Genomic DNA, 14,436 nt, shown 5'->3' on the forward strand with positions numbered 1-14,436 from the left:
CTCGCTCTCCGGGGTGAGCCTCAAGGTTGCCGAATCGGGGCCGGCCCCCGCATCGGGGCTGACCCCCAACCCTCAGCCCGCGGACATGACCTTTCCCCGCGCCCGCCACGCCATGACCGACCCCACCGCCACCGCCGACAGGATCGACCCGGCCGCCACGAACGACCCGATGCTCAGCACCGACGCGAACGACCCGATCGACCCGACCGACAGGATCGAGCCGCTCGACCCGACGCTCAGGATCGAACCCTTCGAGTACGCACTCAGGATCGACCCCTCCGACTTGTACGACAGAATGTTCAGTTCGCGGCGCGGATGAGGACGCATCGGCCCATCATGGCACCGCTGGTCCGGCCGTGGGCTCCACCGCCGTGTTGTCATGCCGGGGAACGTCGGAACGGCAGGCGGCCGAGGACGGTCCTGACCGCCATTTGTGGGGACATCGACGCATAGGGGCGTCGAAAGCTGGAAAGCGTCGTCAGCCCTCGCGGGAAAAGGTCACCTGTCCGACAGGAACAAGCCGGCCGCCGGATGCGATCGCTACCCTACACAAACAACGCGCAAACCTGCGCCCGATCACGTCACCCGGCGGCGACGCCACACCGGCACCAGGCCCGGAACGGAGGGGCTATGGATTACGGGCCCAACCAGGAATTGATGTTGGCCGTTCTTCAGCACTATCCCGAGACAAGACTCGTGATAGAAGCGCTGGAGTGGCTGGAACAGCGGACGGGATACCCCTTGCGCGCCGCCTCCGACCTCGGGCAGGCGGCCGGTGAGGGCCACGGCGATCCCCCGCCCGATGCGGTGGCCTGGTTCGCCGCAACCATCCCTCCGTACTACTTCCCGATCACCGGCATCGAAGATCTGGCGGCGAAGTTCGTCCATCTCCGGCGCGTCTCGGCCGCACAATTCCCTCCGGCCGATTTTGCCGCCTTGCAGCCTCCGCCGCCGCCGAGCCGGACTCAGCAGCAACATCAGCCGGCCCCGCCGCTCATGCCGGGCGCCTTCTCTTCGTGAGGAGTCCCGCGCACATCGGGTCGGCATCGCAACAGCGCGGGCGGAGGGCCGGGCCGGCCCACGAGCACGTCGAGACGGGACACATCGAGTCGAACGGGTGATGAGACAAGGAAGTCAGTCAATGGCTGATTGGTTCAGAGTCAATTGGTCGGGAGGCGTCAACTTCCCGAGGAACATAACCTTCACCGACCTTGCCAGCGGAGCGGTCCTGCCGCCCGACCTCCCTCTACCGGGTCAGCCGCGAGAATTGTTTCACGTTCCGACCGGCCATTTCAGGGACATCCGGGTGACGGCCGACAACTTCACTCCGGCCTTTGTGAACACCGGCGGAATCGAGACCGGCGAGTTTCCGGGTCAAGCGATTTCCGTAGGTCTGCAGCACGTGTGGCCGTACGCCCTGGACTACAGCAGATTCTCACCGCAGACGTCACCGAACTGCGGCTTCATACCGATCGGGACTCCCCTCGACGCCGGCGACTACATCACGGCCTGCAGAGAGGACAAGGCGCTCCCGGGGAACGTCGTGGAGATCTGGATTCACAGTGATCTCTGGTGGTTCAAGCGGATCAACGTGCCCGATGGCGAGGGGAGCTCCTGGGACATCTGGACGGGCGCTCCCTGGCTCGGCGGACGGCGATTCGACATGGGAATCGGCCTCTGGGCCCATCAGGTGAACAAGCTGCAGTACCTCACCTTTCTCAAGGCAGAAGGAATCGGCACCTTGTCCGCGAAGTACGTCCTCCAGGTCAGCCCGACCTGGCTTCCGGCCGGCTCACGGGTGACCTTCAACTGGATCTCGGATTCCGTACCGGGGACCTGACCAGGCGGAGCAGCGCCGAGGCAGGCGGCGTACCTCAGGACCCGCCGGGAACCGCTCCGGTCAGCGGGTCAGCGTGGCCTCCTCGGTGAGGTGGGCGAGCTTGGCCGGGTTGCGGATCGCGAAGATGCGGGTGATGCGGCCGTCCTCGACGACCAGGCTCGCGACCGTGTCGAGCTCGCTCGCCAGGTCGACGCGCAGGGCCGGGCCGCCGTTGAGGCGCAGGGGCGTCATGGCGTAGTCGGGCAGGTCGGCGAGCATGGCCAGGAACTTGGCGGCGCGGGCGGCGCCGTGGATCGGGTGGCGGGCCGCGGTGACCACGCCGCCGCCGTCGGCCAGGATGATCACGTCGGGGGCGAGGACGTCGAGGAGGCCCTGGAGGTCGCCGCCGCGGACGGCGGACAGGAAGCGGTGGACGACGGCGTCCTGCTCAGCGCGGCTTACGGTGATGCGGGGGCGGCGGGCGGCGACGTGGTCGCGGGCGCGGTGGGCGATCTGGCGGACGGCGGCGGGCGACTTGCCGAGGGTGGCGGCGATCTCGGCGTACGAGATGTCGAAGACCTCGCGCAGCACGAAGACCGCGCGTTCCGTGGGTGCCAGCGTCTCCAGGACCGTGAGCATGGCGACCGAGACGCTTTCCGCCAGTTCGACGTCCTCGGCGACGTCGGGGCTGGTGCGCAGCGGCTCGGGCAGCCACGGGCCGACGTAGTCCTCGCGGCGGCGGGCGAGCGTGCGCAGCCGGTTGAGCGCCTGGCGGGTGACGATGCGCACCAGGTAGGCGCGGGGGTCCCGGACCTCGGCGCGCGCGGCCGCCCACCGCAGCCACGTCTCCTGGACCACGTCCTCGGCGTCGGCGGCGGTGCCGAGCAGCTCGTACGCGACCGTGAAGAGCAGGCTGCGGTGGGCGACGAACGGATCGTCGTCGGTCATGCCCGCGACGGTACGGCGAGCGGGGCCAGGTTGCACGAGGCGGCGAGGCCCTGCGCCTCGATGCCGAGCGCCACGTTGGACCGGGTGTAGACGTTGGCCAGGGCGACGACCGTGGTCAGCTCGATCAGCGCCGGCGCCCCGAGCGTGTCGAGCAGGCGGGCGGACAGGTCGTCGGTGACGGTCGGCGGGGTCTGGGACATGGCTTCCGCGTACGCGAGGACGTCCCGCTCGAGCGGCGAGAACACGTCCGACTCGCGCCAGCGCGGGACCTCCCGGGCCTTGGTCATGTCGAGCCCCTCGTGGTGCGCCTGCCAGTAGCCCAGGTCGAGGCAGAACGAGCAGCCGACGAGCGACGCGACGGCCATGTGGGCGTACGTCTTGAGGTCCTGTCCGCACTCGTGCCACCGGCGTGACTTCATCCCGAGCCCGAGGCTGAACCGCAGGATCGGCTTGTGGTGCCACATCACGCCGATGTTCTCGGGGACCTCGCCGAACATCTTCCTGGTGAATCGCTTGAGCAGGGCACCGTACAGGCCGGTGACCTCGATGGCGGGAATGCGCGTGTCATGGGTCATGCCATCAAGACACCGGCGACCGGAGCGGTGTGACAGTTGAACCTTGCGGGCCCGCGCGCCGTTAAGATCAAAGTGACTGGTGAGACGCGCGGCCTCGCGCTGCGGACCCATCTGGCGATCGTGGCCGGGCTGCTCGGCCTGGTGGTGCTGGCGAGCGTGATCGGCCGGGAGACCGGGCCGACGGCCGCAGCGCTGGCGTTCGTGCCCGCGCTGGCCCTGCTCGGCACGGTCTATCTGCTGGCCATCGTGATCGTCGCCGCGGTACCCGCCCTGCGCCGGAGAAGCGCGCTCATGACCGGCTTCGTCCTGGGATCGATCCTGCTCACCGTCGCCCTGGCGGTCGTCCTCAGCCTGGCGTGACCGCCTCGACCGCGGCCTTGGCCAGAGCGGTCACCTCGTCCAGGTCGCGGGAGATCATCCAGGACCCGCTCACGGTACGCACGGCCGGCACCGCCAGGTAATCGCCAAGCGTGGCCGCGTCGACCCCGCCCGACGGCACGAACCGCACGCCCGGGAAGGGCGCCGACAGGGCCCGGATGTAGCCGGGGCCGCCTAGCAGCCCGGCCGGGAAGAGCTTGACCTCGTCGAACCCGAGGGCCACGGCGGCCATCAGCTCGGAGGCGGTGGCGACGCCGGGCAGCACCGGCACGTCGTAGGACCGGGCGCGCTCGACGACCGCCGCCGACAGCCCCGGGCACACGATGAACTGAGCACCGGCCGCGACCACCTGGTCGACGTGCTCCGGGGTGAGCACGGAACCGGCGCCGACGCGCAGGCCCCCGACCGTACTCGCCCGGCGGATGCCCTCGAGACCCGCCGCCGTCCGCAGGGTGATCTCCACGTCGGTGACGCCGCCGGCCAGCAGCGCCGCGCCGAGCGGGGCGGCCTGCGCGGCGTCGTCGAGGACCACCACGGGCAGGATCGGATTCATCGAGCCTCCTCACTTCGTGGACCTACCCTATGCTGTGGAGCATGTCACTGCTGCGGACCGCCATCGGGACAGTGCTGCGCCGCCTGCGCCAGGGGCAGGGCCGGACGCTGCAGGACGTCGCCGACGACGCGGGCGTGTCGATGCCGTACCTGTCGGAGATCGAGCGGGGCCGCAAGGAGGCGTCGTCGGAGATCCTGGCCACGATCTGCCGGGCGCTGGGCATCGCGCTGCCCGACCTGCTCGAGGAGGTGCGGCTCGAGCTGCTGCGGGCCGACCCCGCCGTGGTGCCGGGCCGGCTGCGCGCCGGGCACAGCCAGGGCTCCTATGCTCTGGGCCGATCTGCCTCGGGCAGAGAAAGCGGCGTCCGCGGCATGCGCACGCCCAGACTGGCCCTATGCAGAACACTCAGCCCTACGGCTTCCAGCTTTTCGACGAGCTGCTGAAGGAGCGCATCGTCTTCCTCGGCACCGAGGTGACCGACGAGAGCGCCAACACGCTCTGCGCCCAGCTGCTCCTGCTCTCCGCGGCCGACCCGGTGAAGGACATCCAGTTCTACATCAACTCGCCGGGCGGCTCGGTCACGGCGGGGATGGCCGTCTACGACACGATGCGGTTCATCCCCAACGACGTGGCGACGATCGGCTTCGGCATGGCCGCGTCCATGGGACAGTTCCTGCTCACGGCGGGGACACCCGGCAAGAGGTACGCCCTCCCCCACGCCCGCATCATGATGCACCAGGCGTCGGGCGGCATCGGCGGCACCGCGGCCGACGTCACCATCCAGGCCGAGAACATGCTCTTCGTCAAGCGGCAGATGCACGAGCTGATCGCGTCGCACAGCGGACAGTCCGTCGAGCGGATCGCGGAGGACTCGGACCGCGACCGCTGGTTCACTGCCGATCAGGCCCGCGAGTACGGGCTGATCGACACCGTCATCACCGAAGCGGCCGCGGTCCCGGCCCTCACCTGACGAACATGGCGTCCTGAGCGCCCGGCCGGTGCACCTCGAGCCGGCCGTCCGGGTGCAGTCGGACGGTGGTGGTGGCCGACCGTACGCCGGGCTCCGGATCCTCCCCCGCCGCGACCGGCACCTCGTCGCCGAACATCGCCCGCGCCGCCGCAGCCGAGGCCACGGGCGCGTGACCGGTCCGGTTGGCGCTGCTCACGTAGAGGATCGGGTGCTCAGCCAGCAACCCGGCGACCGGCGCCCAGCGCGCCCCGAAAAGCAGCGCCCACCCGTCCTTCGTCGCCGGCCGCAGCCAGGCCGGAACGTCCGCCGGCACCGGCACGAGCAACGTCACCAGATCCTCGCGCAGCAGCCGCCACCCGATCGCCCCGGCTGCCGTGTCCCGGGGAAGTACGTGGTCCAGCGTCTCGTCGTGGTGACACCACAGCGCGACCGGCTGATCCGCGGGCCGGCCCTTGAGCAGGTTGACGGCCTGCGGGCTCGTCGCGGCGACGACATGCGTCAGCGGCGCCGGATTGGGCACGACAACGGCCCCGCCGGCCGCGAGGGTGTCACGGGCGTTCACCGGGCCACCGTAAGCCCGTCGAGATAGCCGGCGAAGGTCGCCTCGTCGACGGTCGCCCGGCCCGCCCGGTAGGCGTGCGCCTTCACCCACGCCATCGCCGCCCGCACCTGCTCCCGCCCGAGCCGGTAGCCGAGCCGTTCCGCCACCGCGGCGACCACCCGGGCACTGGCGAGATGGGTGAGCAGCACTTGCGGCTCGACCCCGAGCACCTCCCGCGGGTCGAACGGCTGGAAGATCCGGGGCTCCACGAACGGCGTACCGGTCGAGATCGTGCCGACGCCCGACCCGACGATCGGCGTCGTCACCGTCAGCGGCACGCCCGTGGCCGCGGACACCTGGGCGGCCAGTCCCGGCAGCCGGGTGAGGTCCGGAGCGGTCCACCACGGCTGCGCGTCCGGCCCCAGCAGCGCCTCCGGATGCCGGGCCAGCAGGAACAGCAGCTGCTCGGTGGCGACCAGCCCGGTCCGCTCGGCCAGGCCGAGCCACGAGCTGGAGATGACGCGTACGCCGGCCGCCAGCGCCCGCATCGAGTTGGCCAGCCCGAGCCCGAGATCGTTGTGCAGATGCGAGCCGAGCACCGTCTCCGGGCCCGCCCCGGCCGCGACCGCCTCGAACATCGCCGCGCAGTCCGCCGGCAGCTGGCAGCCCACCGTGTCGGCGAGCAGCACGACTCCGGCGCCGGCCGCGGTGCTGCGGGCGGCGTACTCGGCCATCAACCCGTGATCGGCGCGCGACGCGTCCGCGAAGCACACGTCCACGGCGACGTGGCCGTCCCGCGCCCGGGCCACGAGGTCCGCCCCGGCGGCGAGGGCTGCGCGGCCGGTGGTGTGGACCATGGCGCCGGCCATGGCGTCCGTGGCGGGCACGACGACCATGACGCGGGCGTGGGCGCTGCCGCGTACGGAGGCCAGCGCCTGGTCGACGTCCCCGGCCGCCCCGCGACAGACCGCCGCGACGCTCACGCAGCCCTCGGCTTCCGCCGCCACCTGGCGTACGGCTTCGTACTCCTCGGCGCAGACAGCCGGGAAGCCGGCGGCGAAAACAACATGCCGGGGCCCGTCGGCGCCGAACATCGCCCCCTGCTCCCGCGCGAGCCGCACCCGCTGCCCGGCCCCCATCAACGTCTTGGCCTGCGCCCCGTCGCGCGCGGCCTCCTCCCACACCACAACCCGGCCCGCAGCCGCCGACTCCCGCACAACATCCCTGTACGACATGTCGAGACTGTGGCATTTGCCCGCCCGGCCCCGGAAGGGGTGTCCCGCTAACGGATCACTCACCCGTCCCCACCAGCACGTCGCCGGCCGCCGTTCAGCTCAGGCGCGCCACCTCGTTGCGGAGCGGCTCGACGTCGATCGACGGCCGCAGCTTCTCGACGATCGCCCCGAGCCGGCGGCCGCCGTAGAAGGGCTTCTCCGTGGCGCGCAGCAGGTGCAGGAGCAGCCTTCCGTACGCTTCCGGGTGCTCCTCGACGCGGTCGTCGAAGGATTTCAGGAGCCGCGTGTGCGGGTCGAAGCGGGCGCCGTGCCGGGTGGCCAGCGTCACGGCCTCGTCCGTCGAGTCCTTCAGCCTGAGCGCCCAGGCAGCCATGGCCGACGCCTCGCCGTCGGTCAGCGAAAGGGGCCTGCTGTCGAGGCGATTCCGCCAGTACGACCTCATCCAGCGCGACCACTGCGCTTCGGCCACCTCGGTCCCCGCCCCGGCGAGCAGCTCGTCCACGTCGCGGATCCAGGCGGTCCGGGCCTCGGTCGGTGCCGTCCGGGTGAACTTCGGCAGCCATTCCCCGGGATCCGCCGTCGCGTAAAAGGTCACCTGGGCCAGGACACCGGTGATGCCGCGGCCCCGCTCGGGACGGAATTGGTCCACGCGCCGCGCGGCTTCGAGCAGCGAGGTGCGCAGACCAGCTTCCAGCAGGCGGTCGTTGACCCGGCCGCTCGACAGGTAACCGTCCCAGCAGCGCCGGGCCCGTTCCTCGTCCGACGACCAGTCCAGGAGGGGCAAGATGCGCGACTCGGCCCACTCGTGGTCCACGGCGTGCAGGAAGGGAAGGAAGTAGCTGAAGATGATCGGGGCCGCGAGCGAATCGGCGATCATTCTTTCCAGCCGTTCCTTCATCGAGTCCGGCAGCCCGGTCCAGCCATCGGGATCGGCCTGCCGGGCGGCCTCGACGACCCGCACCCAGAACTCGGCGAGCCAGCCGCCGGGGTGATTGATCGCGACGGAGTACCAGTCGTCGCTCGCCACCCGCGAAGACTCGCCCTGGACCGCCTCCCACGTGCGGTCGGCCAGCTCGTGTGCGCCGGCCGCCCAGTCGGCTCCGGAGAGCAGCTCGGCGATCTCCATCGCGGCGAAGGGCAGCACGTCGTCCCTCAGACTCCGCACCACCTCGGCCGCCGTCGCCTGATCCGGCTCGGCGGCGGCCCAGCCTTTCACCACGGCGGGGAAGATCACCGTCGCGCCGGTGCCGATCGCGGCGAAGCCGTCCTCCGGATGCTCGGCCACCGTCCGCTGGAGTAGCCCGAGGGCGTCCTCCCAGGTGGTCTCGTCGATGCTCCAGTCGACGTCCTCGAAGCGGCGCAGCTCGACGACGGCCGCGGCCGGATCTTCGGTGATGCGCTCGTGCAGGGCCTCGACCGACATGGGTGGCCGCGGCGGAACGGTGCCGCCCTCGGTCCACCGGCGCAGATCGGGATGCTTGCTCGCCTGGAAGCCGGGCCAGGCCGTCATCGCCGCGCGGGCGCTCGCCAGCTGCGGAGCATGGCGGGCGATCCAGTGGATGATGCCGGCCTTCTCGTGCTCGGTGGCGACGTCGTCGGGCGCCTTCACAACGTCGGCGACAAGGGCGTCGAGCACCGGCTCGTCCGCCGTTGCGGCCGTCTTCGCGATCAGCATGGCGACCTCGTGCCACAACTGGCCGACCAGCAGCCAGCCGCGCTCCCGCAGCCACGTGAGCTTGGCGGTCGCGGTCACGTCCTCGCGACAGACCCAGCCGTGCACGGCAAGCCGCCGCAGCAGCTCGGGCTCGGCGCTCTCCCAGCTCCGGAGCTGTTCGCGAGCGGTGCCGGGGTCACTGCGCAGCAACTCTTCGAGGCAGTCTCGTGCGGCATCGATCAGGATGTCGAGCGGTTCGTGCACGTTGTCCTGCTCGTGCGGTTCGATGGCGGACCGCGCCCGGGACACCAGGTCCCAGCGACCGGACCGGGCGGTTGCCAGCAGCCGGTAGGCCTGCCGGAGATGGGTGTCCGCGATGACGAGAACCTCGGCCGCCACCGACGCCAGGTGCGGGACGAGCGCCTCTTGCCAGGCGTCCCGCAAAGAGCTCGGCTCTCCCCTGACGGTCAGCTCGAAGAACGTGCCCAAGCGAGTGAGTGTGAAGCGCGGGAACTCGACAGCCGGTGTCGTGAGATGCGCGAAGAGAAGCAGGGCAGCATCGCGATCCGCCGGCAGCAGGGAGGCCCGCAGCGCTTCCTCCAACCAGCCAGGCCCGGCTCCCGGGTCGTCTCGCACCAGCAGGACCAGCCACTTCGACAGCCAGGGTGGCCGGGCGGCCGGGCCCGGGTCGGTCATTAACCGGCCGATGGAGTGCCAGACCTGCGGACCGAGCCGGCCACCACAGCTCCTCACGGCTTGGAAGGCGGCCTCCGTCAGCTCCTCCACGGCGACGTAGTGCTGGGCGAACCACTCGGCGAGCGACGAATCGCCGGGCTCGGCAGTGAAGAGGCGCCGGAACTCCGGGCGCTCGGTCGCCCAGGCGAGCCACTCCGGGCCCCGGGCGTACTCGGCGAAGTATGTGACCTTGTCGGCTGTGGCCACGATGTCCTCGAGGTAGGACATCTCTTCGGGAACGCCCGACGGCGGTCCGGAGAGCAACTCGGCGACGCGCTGCCGGTGGTCGAGCAACGACATGGCCGCCTGCCCGGCCCACTTGCCGAGCACGATCGGCAACGGGGTGTGGTCCTGGGCGTCCTTGGTGTAGGGCACGGCCGTGATGCCCAGGCGCTGCCAGTGTCGCGCCTGATCGGGGTCGTCGACGGTGAACGCGAAACGCCGGCTTGACGCGGGCAGCGCCCGGGCCAGATAGGTCATCGCGAAGTCGTTGTGGCTGTAGCCGACGAAGAGCACGGTGAAGCTCCGGAACATCCGCTCGAGGAACCGGACCGCCCAGCCGTCGAGCAGGTACGCCGCCCCGAAGTCGGCGTCGGTCGCCACCAGCCGGCGCGGGTCCTGGCCCAGCGTGCCGTGCAGGTAGACGAGGCCATCGAAGTCGTTGCCCAGCGGCAGCGCCGGTCCGCGGTATTCCGCGAGGCCGGGCAGGACCGTGGAAAGGTGGCGGTCGTAGTTCGTCGTCACCACTCGCGCGGTCGGTCCCGCCGCGGCGAGCCGGCCGATCGCCCGGTGCACGTCGTTGGGGCGCGACGTCGCGACGCCGATCGTCTCCGCGATGCGTCTGTGGACGTCCATCAGGGGGTGCGCGTCGGCGTAGCCGAGGATGACGTCGAGCTCGTCCGTCCCCATCGGCACGCCGGCGTCGGCGGCGATCTCCTCGGTCAGTTTCCAGAAGCTGGGCAGGTTCGACGGCGGCGCGATGGAGGCTCCCGCGCCGACGAAGATCACGAGGTCACCGGACCGGTGCGCGTCCACCAGGTCACGCGGCAGCTCGACGTCGCCCATCCACATGACACGAAGGAGAACACATCGACGACTGTCACGCCGGTCCGGAAGGGCTCCGCTGAACGGATGACCATGGTGGAGCGTGGCGGACCGCATCATGGAGCGCATGCGGCGGCGGTGGCGGCAGGTCCTGGACGATGTTCGGCGGCGGCGGTTTCTCGACCTTTACGCGACCACGTTGGTCAGCCTGGGGTTCGCCGTGGTGCTGCTGGTCGGGGCGGATCTGCCCGACAGCGTACGGTGGTCGGTGCTCTTCGCCGGGATGGGGTTTCTGCTGCTGCGGGCCGCCCTGGCGCATCATCGGGAGGAGCGTTTCCTCGACCGCAGTGATTATGACCGCCGGCCGATCACCGAGGATCTGCGCCGGGCGAAGGATGTGTGGATCTTCGCGCCCGTGGGGTCGAACTTTCTCACCGAGGAGCGGTGCGACGTGTTGCGCCGCGGGCCGCTGGCGCGGGACGAGGGCGCCGTGCGGATCGTGGTGCTCGCGGAGTTCGATGCCGGGGACGCCATGTCGGAGCAGCTCGACGCGTTGCTCGACCATCCGGTGCAGAAGGCCGCCGACTCGTTGCGGGAGACCCGGGCGCGGCTCGCGGCGATGGCTCAGTGGCCGGTCAACGGCACGTTCGCGTACGGGGACATCGCCTTCAACCCCGGGTTCAGCCTGGTCGCCGTGAATCCGCACGGGGCGGGCGGCTACGTCAACGTCGAGTTCCACGGGTTCCGCAACGATGCCATCCGGTCGCGGATGCACATTCACCTGACGCGGGACGACGGGCCCTGGTACACGTACTGGCTGGATCAGTTCGAGGCGATGTGGCGCTCGGCGCGCGGGGCGGCGGCATGAGCGCCGGGCTGCCGGGGGTCGCGTCGGCCGGGTCGTTGTTCGTCTTCGCCGGCGCCGGGGCGTCCTTCGCGATGCCGGCCGCGCTGCCGCTCTTCGACCCGATGCGCAATGACATTCTGCGGCAACTTCGGCTGCATGAGTACGTACCCGGGGAGGACCCGCACCGCCCGGAGCTGGAGCGGATCACCGAGGGCCTGGCGCCGGAGCCCTTCATGCTCGCCCTGCGCGAGAGCGGCGTGGACGTCGAGGGCTGGCTGGCCCGCACGCTGCGCCCCACCGACCCGGCGCCGGCCCGCCCCAACGCCGTCCACGTCGCCCTGGCCCAGCTCGCCGGGGCCGGCGCGGCGGTGTGGACGGTCAACTTCGACACGCTCATCGAGGAGGCCGACCCGAGTCTGCGCGTGGTCGCGTGGCGCGAGGCCGCCAGCACGCCCGGGGAGATCTACAAGCCGCACGGTTCGCTGCCCGGCCCGCTGATCGTGACGGCCGACGCGGTGCTGGCCGGGCTGCGGGACGACTGGCGGCGGGCGCTGGCCGACGCGGTACGCGGCCGGACCGTGGTGTTCCTCGGCTACAGCGGCCGCGACTTCGACTTCCAGCCGCTGTGGGACGACGTACTCACCGACGCCGCCCGGGTGATCTGGTTCGACCGGCCGAGCGGCGACCCGGAGGCGGCCGAGCAGGAGCGGGCCCGGCGACGCCGGCTGTTGCGGCGCTGCGTGGAGCGGGACGCCCTGGTCGTGGCCGAGTCGGAGAATCCGTCCGTCGGCTTCGTCGCGTGGTGCCGGGGCAACGGGCTCGTCACCATGTCTGACGACGAGGTGAAACGGCTGGAGGAGAAGCGTCCGGAGCGCTCGTTCCCGCCGCTGGCCGGCGACCTGGGACGGGCCGAGGCGAGCATCCGCGGCATCCTGGGTGACTGGCACGGCGCCGTACGCGTGAATCTGCGCAGGCTGCGGCAGGAGCCCGGCCGCCGGCAGACCGCGGTGGACCTGGTCGCGCAGACCGTCAACAACGCCGGCCGCTGGGTGACGGTGCCGCTGTGGGCCGTCGCCCGCACGCCGGTGCTGCCCGGCCGCGTGCGGACGGTCGCCGAGCGCAAGCGGCTGACCGCCCACTCCCGGCTCGGCAACCACCGGCAGGTGCTGCGTGGCACCCGGCGGACCGACGAGACCAGCCTGTCGACGCTGCTCATCCTGCGCGCGCTGTCGCTGCGCATCACCGGCGACCTCGACGCGGCGGCCGAGACAGCCGCCGAGGCGCACCGGCGAGCCCTGCGCGAGACCAACGACGTCCGGGTGGCCCACGCGGCGTACCAGCGGGCGCAGGCTCTGCTGTGGGCGGAACGCCTGGCCGAGTGCCGGTTGTGCCTGGACGAGGAGCTGCGACCGGCGGCCGGGCTGGCCGCCGCGCGCTGGGTGGCCTGGGCCGACTTCATCGAGGCGGGCATCGCGCTGCACGAGGGGAACGCCCGGGAGGCGGCCCGCCACTACGAGCTCGCCCGGCTGCGCTTCGAGGGCGAGGGCAGCATCGACGGGCAGGTCAGCGTCCAGACGGCGCTGCTCGCGCTGTGCCGGATGACCGACCCCGGCCGGTTCGCCGCCACGCTGGCCACCCTGGAGACGATCCGAGCCGCGAAGACCGCGCAGACCGCCACCTATTTCACCCGCGGGCACCCCTTCACCGACGAGGCCGTGCTCGTCGAGCGGGCCGAACACGCCCGGGTGCACGAGGGCGACCTGGCGCACGCCGCCCGCCTGTACGGGCAGGTGGCCGGCTCGCGCTATCCGCTCCAGCGGTCCCTCGGCCTGCTCGGCGCCGGGATGATCGCGGTCGAGCGCGGCACCGACCGGGGCGCCCTGACCCGGGCCCGCGACCTCGCCGGCCGGATCGGCGCCCGCCTGGTCACCCAGCACGCCACCGAGGCGCTCGGCCTGCCGTCCGGCGAGCGGCCCCGGGAGGTCTTTCACTGCTGAAGAGGTACGACATAGGAGTCGACGGCGGCGATCAGGTCCTCGCGGAAGGTGAAGAGGTCGCTGTACGCGAACCGGAACGCTCCCGCCGCCCGAAGCCGCCCGGCGCCCGTGCCGGTGACGACGACAACATCATCGGCCTCGATCGTGCGGTCGACGGTCAGCTCGGGGCTGCCCTCGAAGGCCGGGTTCTCGATCTCCGAGTCGAACTCGTCCTTGCCCTTCGTCACGCGCAGCCCGTGAATGCGCCACACGACGTCGTCGGTCAGGCAGGCGAGCACGGCCCCGTGGTCACTGTGGCGAAAGCCGTCCATGTAACGGTGCACGGTCGCGATGCGGTCGGTCATCGTGGTCCTTCCACTAGTCGTTGCAGCTGGTCGAGGATGCCGTCGAGACCCGTACGCGCCTGCTCGGTGCGCAGCTCGGGCGGCAGGCGGCGCTGGTGGACGGTGACTCTCGTGCCGCCCGGGACGGGATCGAGCCGGATCTCGGTGCGGATGCCGGTGCGCGGCTCGGCGAGCACCAGCCGGCGGGGCTCGTCGACGATCTCGTAGCGGAAGACGAGCCGGCCGCCCGTGCCGTCCGGTCCGCGGGTCTCCAGCTCGAAGTGGCCGCCCACGCGCAGGTCGACGGTCACGGAGTCCGCCGGGACGGTCGCGTGGTCGCCGCCCCAGAAGGCGGCCAGGTGCTCCGGCGTCGTGAACACCCGCCACACGAGCGCGATGTCCGCGTCGAGCCGCCGGGTGGCGATGAGCTGGTCGGTCACCCGTCCGCCGCCCGCACCGCGGCGAGGTGGTCCTCGAGCCGGTCCAGCCGGGACTCCCACTGCCGCTGCTGCTCGGTGATCCAGCCGGCCAGCTCGCGCATGCGCCCGGCGTTGAGCCGGCACGGGCGGCGCTGGCCGTCGACGCGCTGCTCGATGAGCCCGCAGCGGCGCAGGATCCCGACGTGCCGGGAGATCGCCTGCTGGGTCAGGTCGAACGGCTCGGCCAGCTCGCGCACGGTCGCGTCACCGTCGGCGAGCCGGGCCACGATCGCCCGCCGTGTGCTGTCCGCCAGGGCGGCGAAGGCCGCGTCGAGATCGAGGACATCGGGCATGCCCCGACCCTATAAACAACGGATCGCTTGTACAAGGCTTTCGTT

The 14,436-nt window shown here is 71.4% G+C and carries 16 protein-coding genes and 1 pseudogene; 7 read left to right on the forward strand and 10 right to left on the reverse strand.

Annotated elements, in window-relative coordinates:
* Nucleotides 1–72: 72 nt before the first annotated feature.
* On the reverse strand, nucleotides 73–327 hold the full coding sequence (locus RAN62_RS16630) for a hypothetical protein (RefSeq protein WP_305785561.1): 255 nt from the start codon (nucleotides 325–327) through the stop codon (nucleotides 73–75).
* A 303-nt stretch (nucleotides 328–630) separates the two neighbouring features.
* Between RAN62_RS16630 and RAN62_RS16635 the strand changes: the two genes are divergently transcribed.
* Together RAN62_RS16635 and RAN62_RS16640 are read left to right on the forward strand one after the other, a co-directional pair.
* A complete protein-coding gene (locus tag RAN62_RS16635) occupies nucleotides 631–1,020 on the forward strand; it encodes a hypothetical protein (protein ID WP_305785562.1) in 390 nt (129 codons plus the stop codon).
* Nucleotides 1,021–1,141: 121 nt separating this feature from the next.
* Nucleotides 1,142–1,840: a hypothetical protein gene (locus tag RAN62_RS16640; RefSeq protein WP_305785563.1), complete on the forward strand. Its 699-nt coding sequence runs from the start codon at nucleotides 1,142–1,144 to the stop codon at nucleotides 1,838–1,840.
* Nucleotides 1,841–1,900: 60 nt separating this feature from the next.
* Here RAN62_RS16640 and RAN62_RS16645 read toward each other — a convergent pair whose 3' ends face one another.
* Nucleotides 1,901–2,767 (reverse strand): RNA polymerase sigma-70 factor, encoded by an 867-nt coding sequence (locus RAN62_RS16645; protein ID WP_305785564.1) that lies wholly within the window; start codon nucleotides 2,765–2,767, stop codon nucleotides 1,901–1,903.
* A complete protein-coding gene (locus RAN62_RS16650; RefSeq protein ID WP_305785565.1) occupies nucleotides 2,764–3,342 on the reverse strand; it encodes a carboxymuconolactone decarboxylase family protein in 579 nt (192 codons plus the stop codon). Before RAN62_RS16650 ends, RAN62_RS16645 begins: the two co-directional genes overlap by 4 nt.
* A 72-nt stretch (nucleotides 3,343–3,414) precedes the next feature.
* On the opposite strand from RAN62_RS16650, the gene RAN62_RS16655 reads away from it, so the two are divergent.
* Entirely contained in the window at nucleotides 3,415–3,702 is a 288-nt protein-coding gene (locus RAN62_RS16655) for a hypothetical protein (protein ID WP_305785566.1), read from the forward strand.
* Here the strand turns inward: RAN62_RS16655 and RAN62_RS16660 are convergent.
* The gene (locus RAN62_RS16660) at nucleotides 3,689–4,273 is read right to left on the reverse strand and encodes a bifunctional 4-hydroxy-2-oxoglutarate aldolase/2-dehydro-3-deoxy-phosphogluconate aldolase (protein WP_305785567.1); all 585 of its coding nucleotides are present in this window, start codon (nucleotides 4,271–4,273) and stop codon (nucleotides 3,689–3,691) included. The two genes, RAN62_RS16655 and RAN62_RS16660, sit on opposite strands and share 14 nt — an antisense overlap.
* Nucleotides 4,274–4,314: 41 nt before the next feature.
* On the opposite strand from RAN62_RS16660, the pseudogene RAN62_RS41140 reads away from it, so the two are divergent.
* Both RAN62_RS41140 and RAN62_RS16670 read left to right on the forward strand, forming a co-directional pair.
* Nucleotides 4,315–4,647, forward strand: a pseudogene (locus RAN62_RS41140) (helix-turn-helix domain-containing protein); the annotation flags it as partial.
* Nucleotides 4,648–4,667: 20 nt separating this feature from the next.
* A complete protein-coding gene (locus RAN62_RS16670) occupies nucleotides 4,668–5,243 on the forward strand; it encodes a ClpP family protease (RefSeq protein WP_305785569.1) in 576 nt (191 codons plus the stop codon).
* Here RAN62_RS16670 and RAN62_RS16675 read toward each other — a convergent pair.
* From RAN62_RS16675 to RAN62_RS16685, 3 genes are all read right to left on the reverse strand, one after another.
* Complete coding sequence (locus RAN62_RS16675; protein WP_305785570.1) at nucleotides 5,236–5,805, reverse strand: Sua5/YciO/YrdC/YwlC family protein; 570 nt, start codon at nucleotides 5,803–5,805, stop codon at nucleotides 5,236–5,238. The two genes, RAN62_RS16670 and RAN62_RS16675, sit on opposite strands and share 8 nt — an antisense overlap.
* Nucleotides 5,802–7,019: a hydroxymethylglutaryl-CoA lyase-like TIM-barrel protein gene (locus RAN62_RS16680; RefSeq protein WP_305785571.1), complete on the reverse strand. Its 1,218-nt coding sequence runs from the start codon at nucleotides 7,017–7,019 to the stop codon at nucleotides 5,802–5,804. The genes RAN62_RS16675 and RAN62_RS16680 overlap by 4 nt, the downstream gene beginning before the upstream one ends.
* A 94-nt stretch (nucleotides 7,020–7,113) precedes the next feature.
* Complete coding sequence (locus tag RAN62_RS16685) at nucleotides 7,114–10,473, reverse strand: SIR2 family protein (protein WP_305785572.1); 3,360 nt, start codon at nucleotides 10,471–10,473, stop codon at nucleotides 7,114–7,116.
* A gap of 82 nt (nucleotides 10,474–10,555) precedes the next feature.
* Between RAN62_RS16685 and RAN62_RS16690 the strand changes: the two genes are divergently transcribed.
* Together RAN62_RS16690 and RAN62_RS16695 are read left to right on the forward strand one after the other, a co-directional pair.
* Nucleotides 10,556–11,320 (forward strand): hypothetical protein, encoded by a 765-nt coding sequence (locus RAN62_RS16690; protein ID WP_305785573.1) that lies wholly within the window; start codon nucleotides 10,556–10,558, stop codon nucleotides 11,318–11,320.
* Entirely contained in the window at nucleotides 11,317–13,296 is a 1,980-nt protein-coding gene (locus RAN62_RS16695; protein WP_305785574.1) for an SIR2 family protein, read from the forward strand. The genes RAN62_RS16690 and RAN62_RS16695 overlap by 4 nt, the downstream gene beginning before the upstream one ends.
* Here the strand turns inward: RAN62_RS16695 and RAN62_RS16700 are convergent.
* Genes RAN62_RS16700 through RAN62_RS16710 form a run of 3 tightly spaced genes read right to left on the reverse strand, consistent with a single transcriptional unit; the run spans nucleotide 13,287 to nucleotide 14,391 of the window.
* Complete coding sequence (locus tag RAN62_RS16700; protein ID WP_305785575.1) at nucleotides 13,287–13,640, reverse strand: nuclear transport factor 2 family protein; 354 nt, start codon at nucleotides 13,638–13,640, stop codon at nucleotides 13,287–13,289. The two genes, RAN62_RS16695 and RAN62_RS16700, sit on opposite strands and share 10 nt — an antisense overlap.
* Entirely contained in the window at nucleotides 13,637–14,059 is a 423-nt protein-coding gene (locus RAN62_RS16705; RefSeq protein ID WP_305785576.1) for an SRPBCC family protein, read from the reverse strand. The genes RAN62_RS16700 and RAN62_RS16705 overlap by 4 nt, the downstream gene beginning before the upstream one ends.
* Nucleotides 14,056–14,391 carry an ArsR/SmtB family transcription factor gene (locus tag RAN62_RS16710; protein WP_305785577.1) on the reverse strand — a complete coding sequence of 112 codons (336 nt, stop codon included), beginning with the start codon at nucleotides 14,389–14,391 and terminating at the stop codon, nucleotides 14,056–14,058. The genes RAN62_RS16705 and RAN62_RS16710 overlap by 4 nt, the downstream gene beginning before the upstream one ends.
* Nucleotides 14,392–14,436 lie beyond the last annotated feature (45 nt).

Source organism: Symbioplanes lichenis (genome assembly GCF_030709675.1).
GTDB lineage: Bacteria > Actinomycetota > Actinomycetes > Mycobacteriales > Micromonosporaceae > Actinoplanes > Actinoplanes lichenis.

Excerpts from the sequence above, each read along its gene's own strand:
- RAN62_RS16630 (WP_305785561.1), bottom strand. The coding sequence starts at position 327 with ATGCGTCCTCATCCGCGCCGCGAACTGAACATTCTGTCGTACAAGTCG.
- RAN62_RS16635 (WP_305785562.1), top strand. The coding sequence starts at position 631 with ATGGATTACGGGCCCAACCAGGAATTGATGTTGGCCGTTCTTCAGCAC.
- RAN62_RS16640 (WP_305785563.1), top strand. The coding sequence starts at position 1,142 with ATGGCTGATTGGTTCAGAGTCAATTGGTCGGGAGGCGTCAACTTCCCG.
- RAN62_RS16645 (WP_305785564.1), bottom strand. The coding sequence starts at position 2,767 with ATGACCGACGACGATCCGTTCGTCGCCCACCGCAGCCTGCTCTTCACG.
- RAN62_RS16650 (WP_305785565.1), bottom strand. The coding sequence starts at position 3,342 with ATGACCCATGACACGCGCATTCCCGCCATCGAGGTCACCGGCCTGTAC.
- RAN62_RS16660 (WP_305785567.1), bottom strand. The coding sequence starts at position 4,273 with ATGAATCCGATCCTGCCCGTGGTGGTCCTCGACGACGCCGCGCAGGCC.
- RAN62_RS16670 (WP_305785569.1), top strand. The coding sequence starts at position 4,668 with ATGCAGAACACTCAGCCCTACGGCTTCCAGCTTTTCGACGAGCTGCTG.
- RAN62_RS16680 (WP_305785571.1), bottom strand. The coding sequence starts at position 7,019 with ATGTCGTACAGGGATGTTGTGCGGGAGTCGGCGGCTGCGGGCCGGGTT.
- RAN62_RS16685 (WP_305785572.1), bottom strand. The coding sequence starts at position 10,473 with ATGGGCGACGTCGAGCTGCCGCGTGACCTGGTGGACGCGCACCGGTCC.
- RAN62_RS16695 (WP_305785574.1), top strand. The coding sequence starts at position 11,317 with ATGAGCGCCGGGCTGCCGGGGGTCGCGTCGGCCGGGTCGTTGTTCGTC.
- RAN62_RS16700 (WP_305785575.1), bottom strand. The coding sequence starts at position 13,640 with ATGACCGACCGCATCGCGACCGTGCACCGTTACATGGACGGCTTTCGC.
- RAN62_RS16710 (WP_305785577.1), bottom strand. The coding sequence starts at position 14,391 with ATGCCCGATGTCCTCGATCTCGACGCGGCCTTCGCCGCCCTGGCGGAC.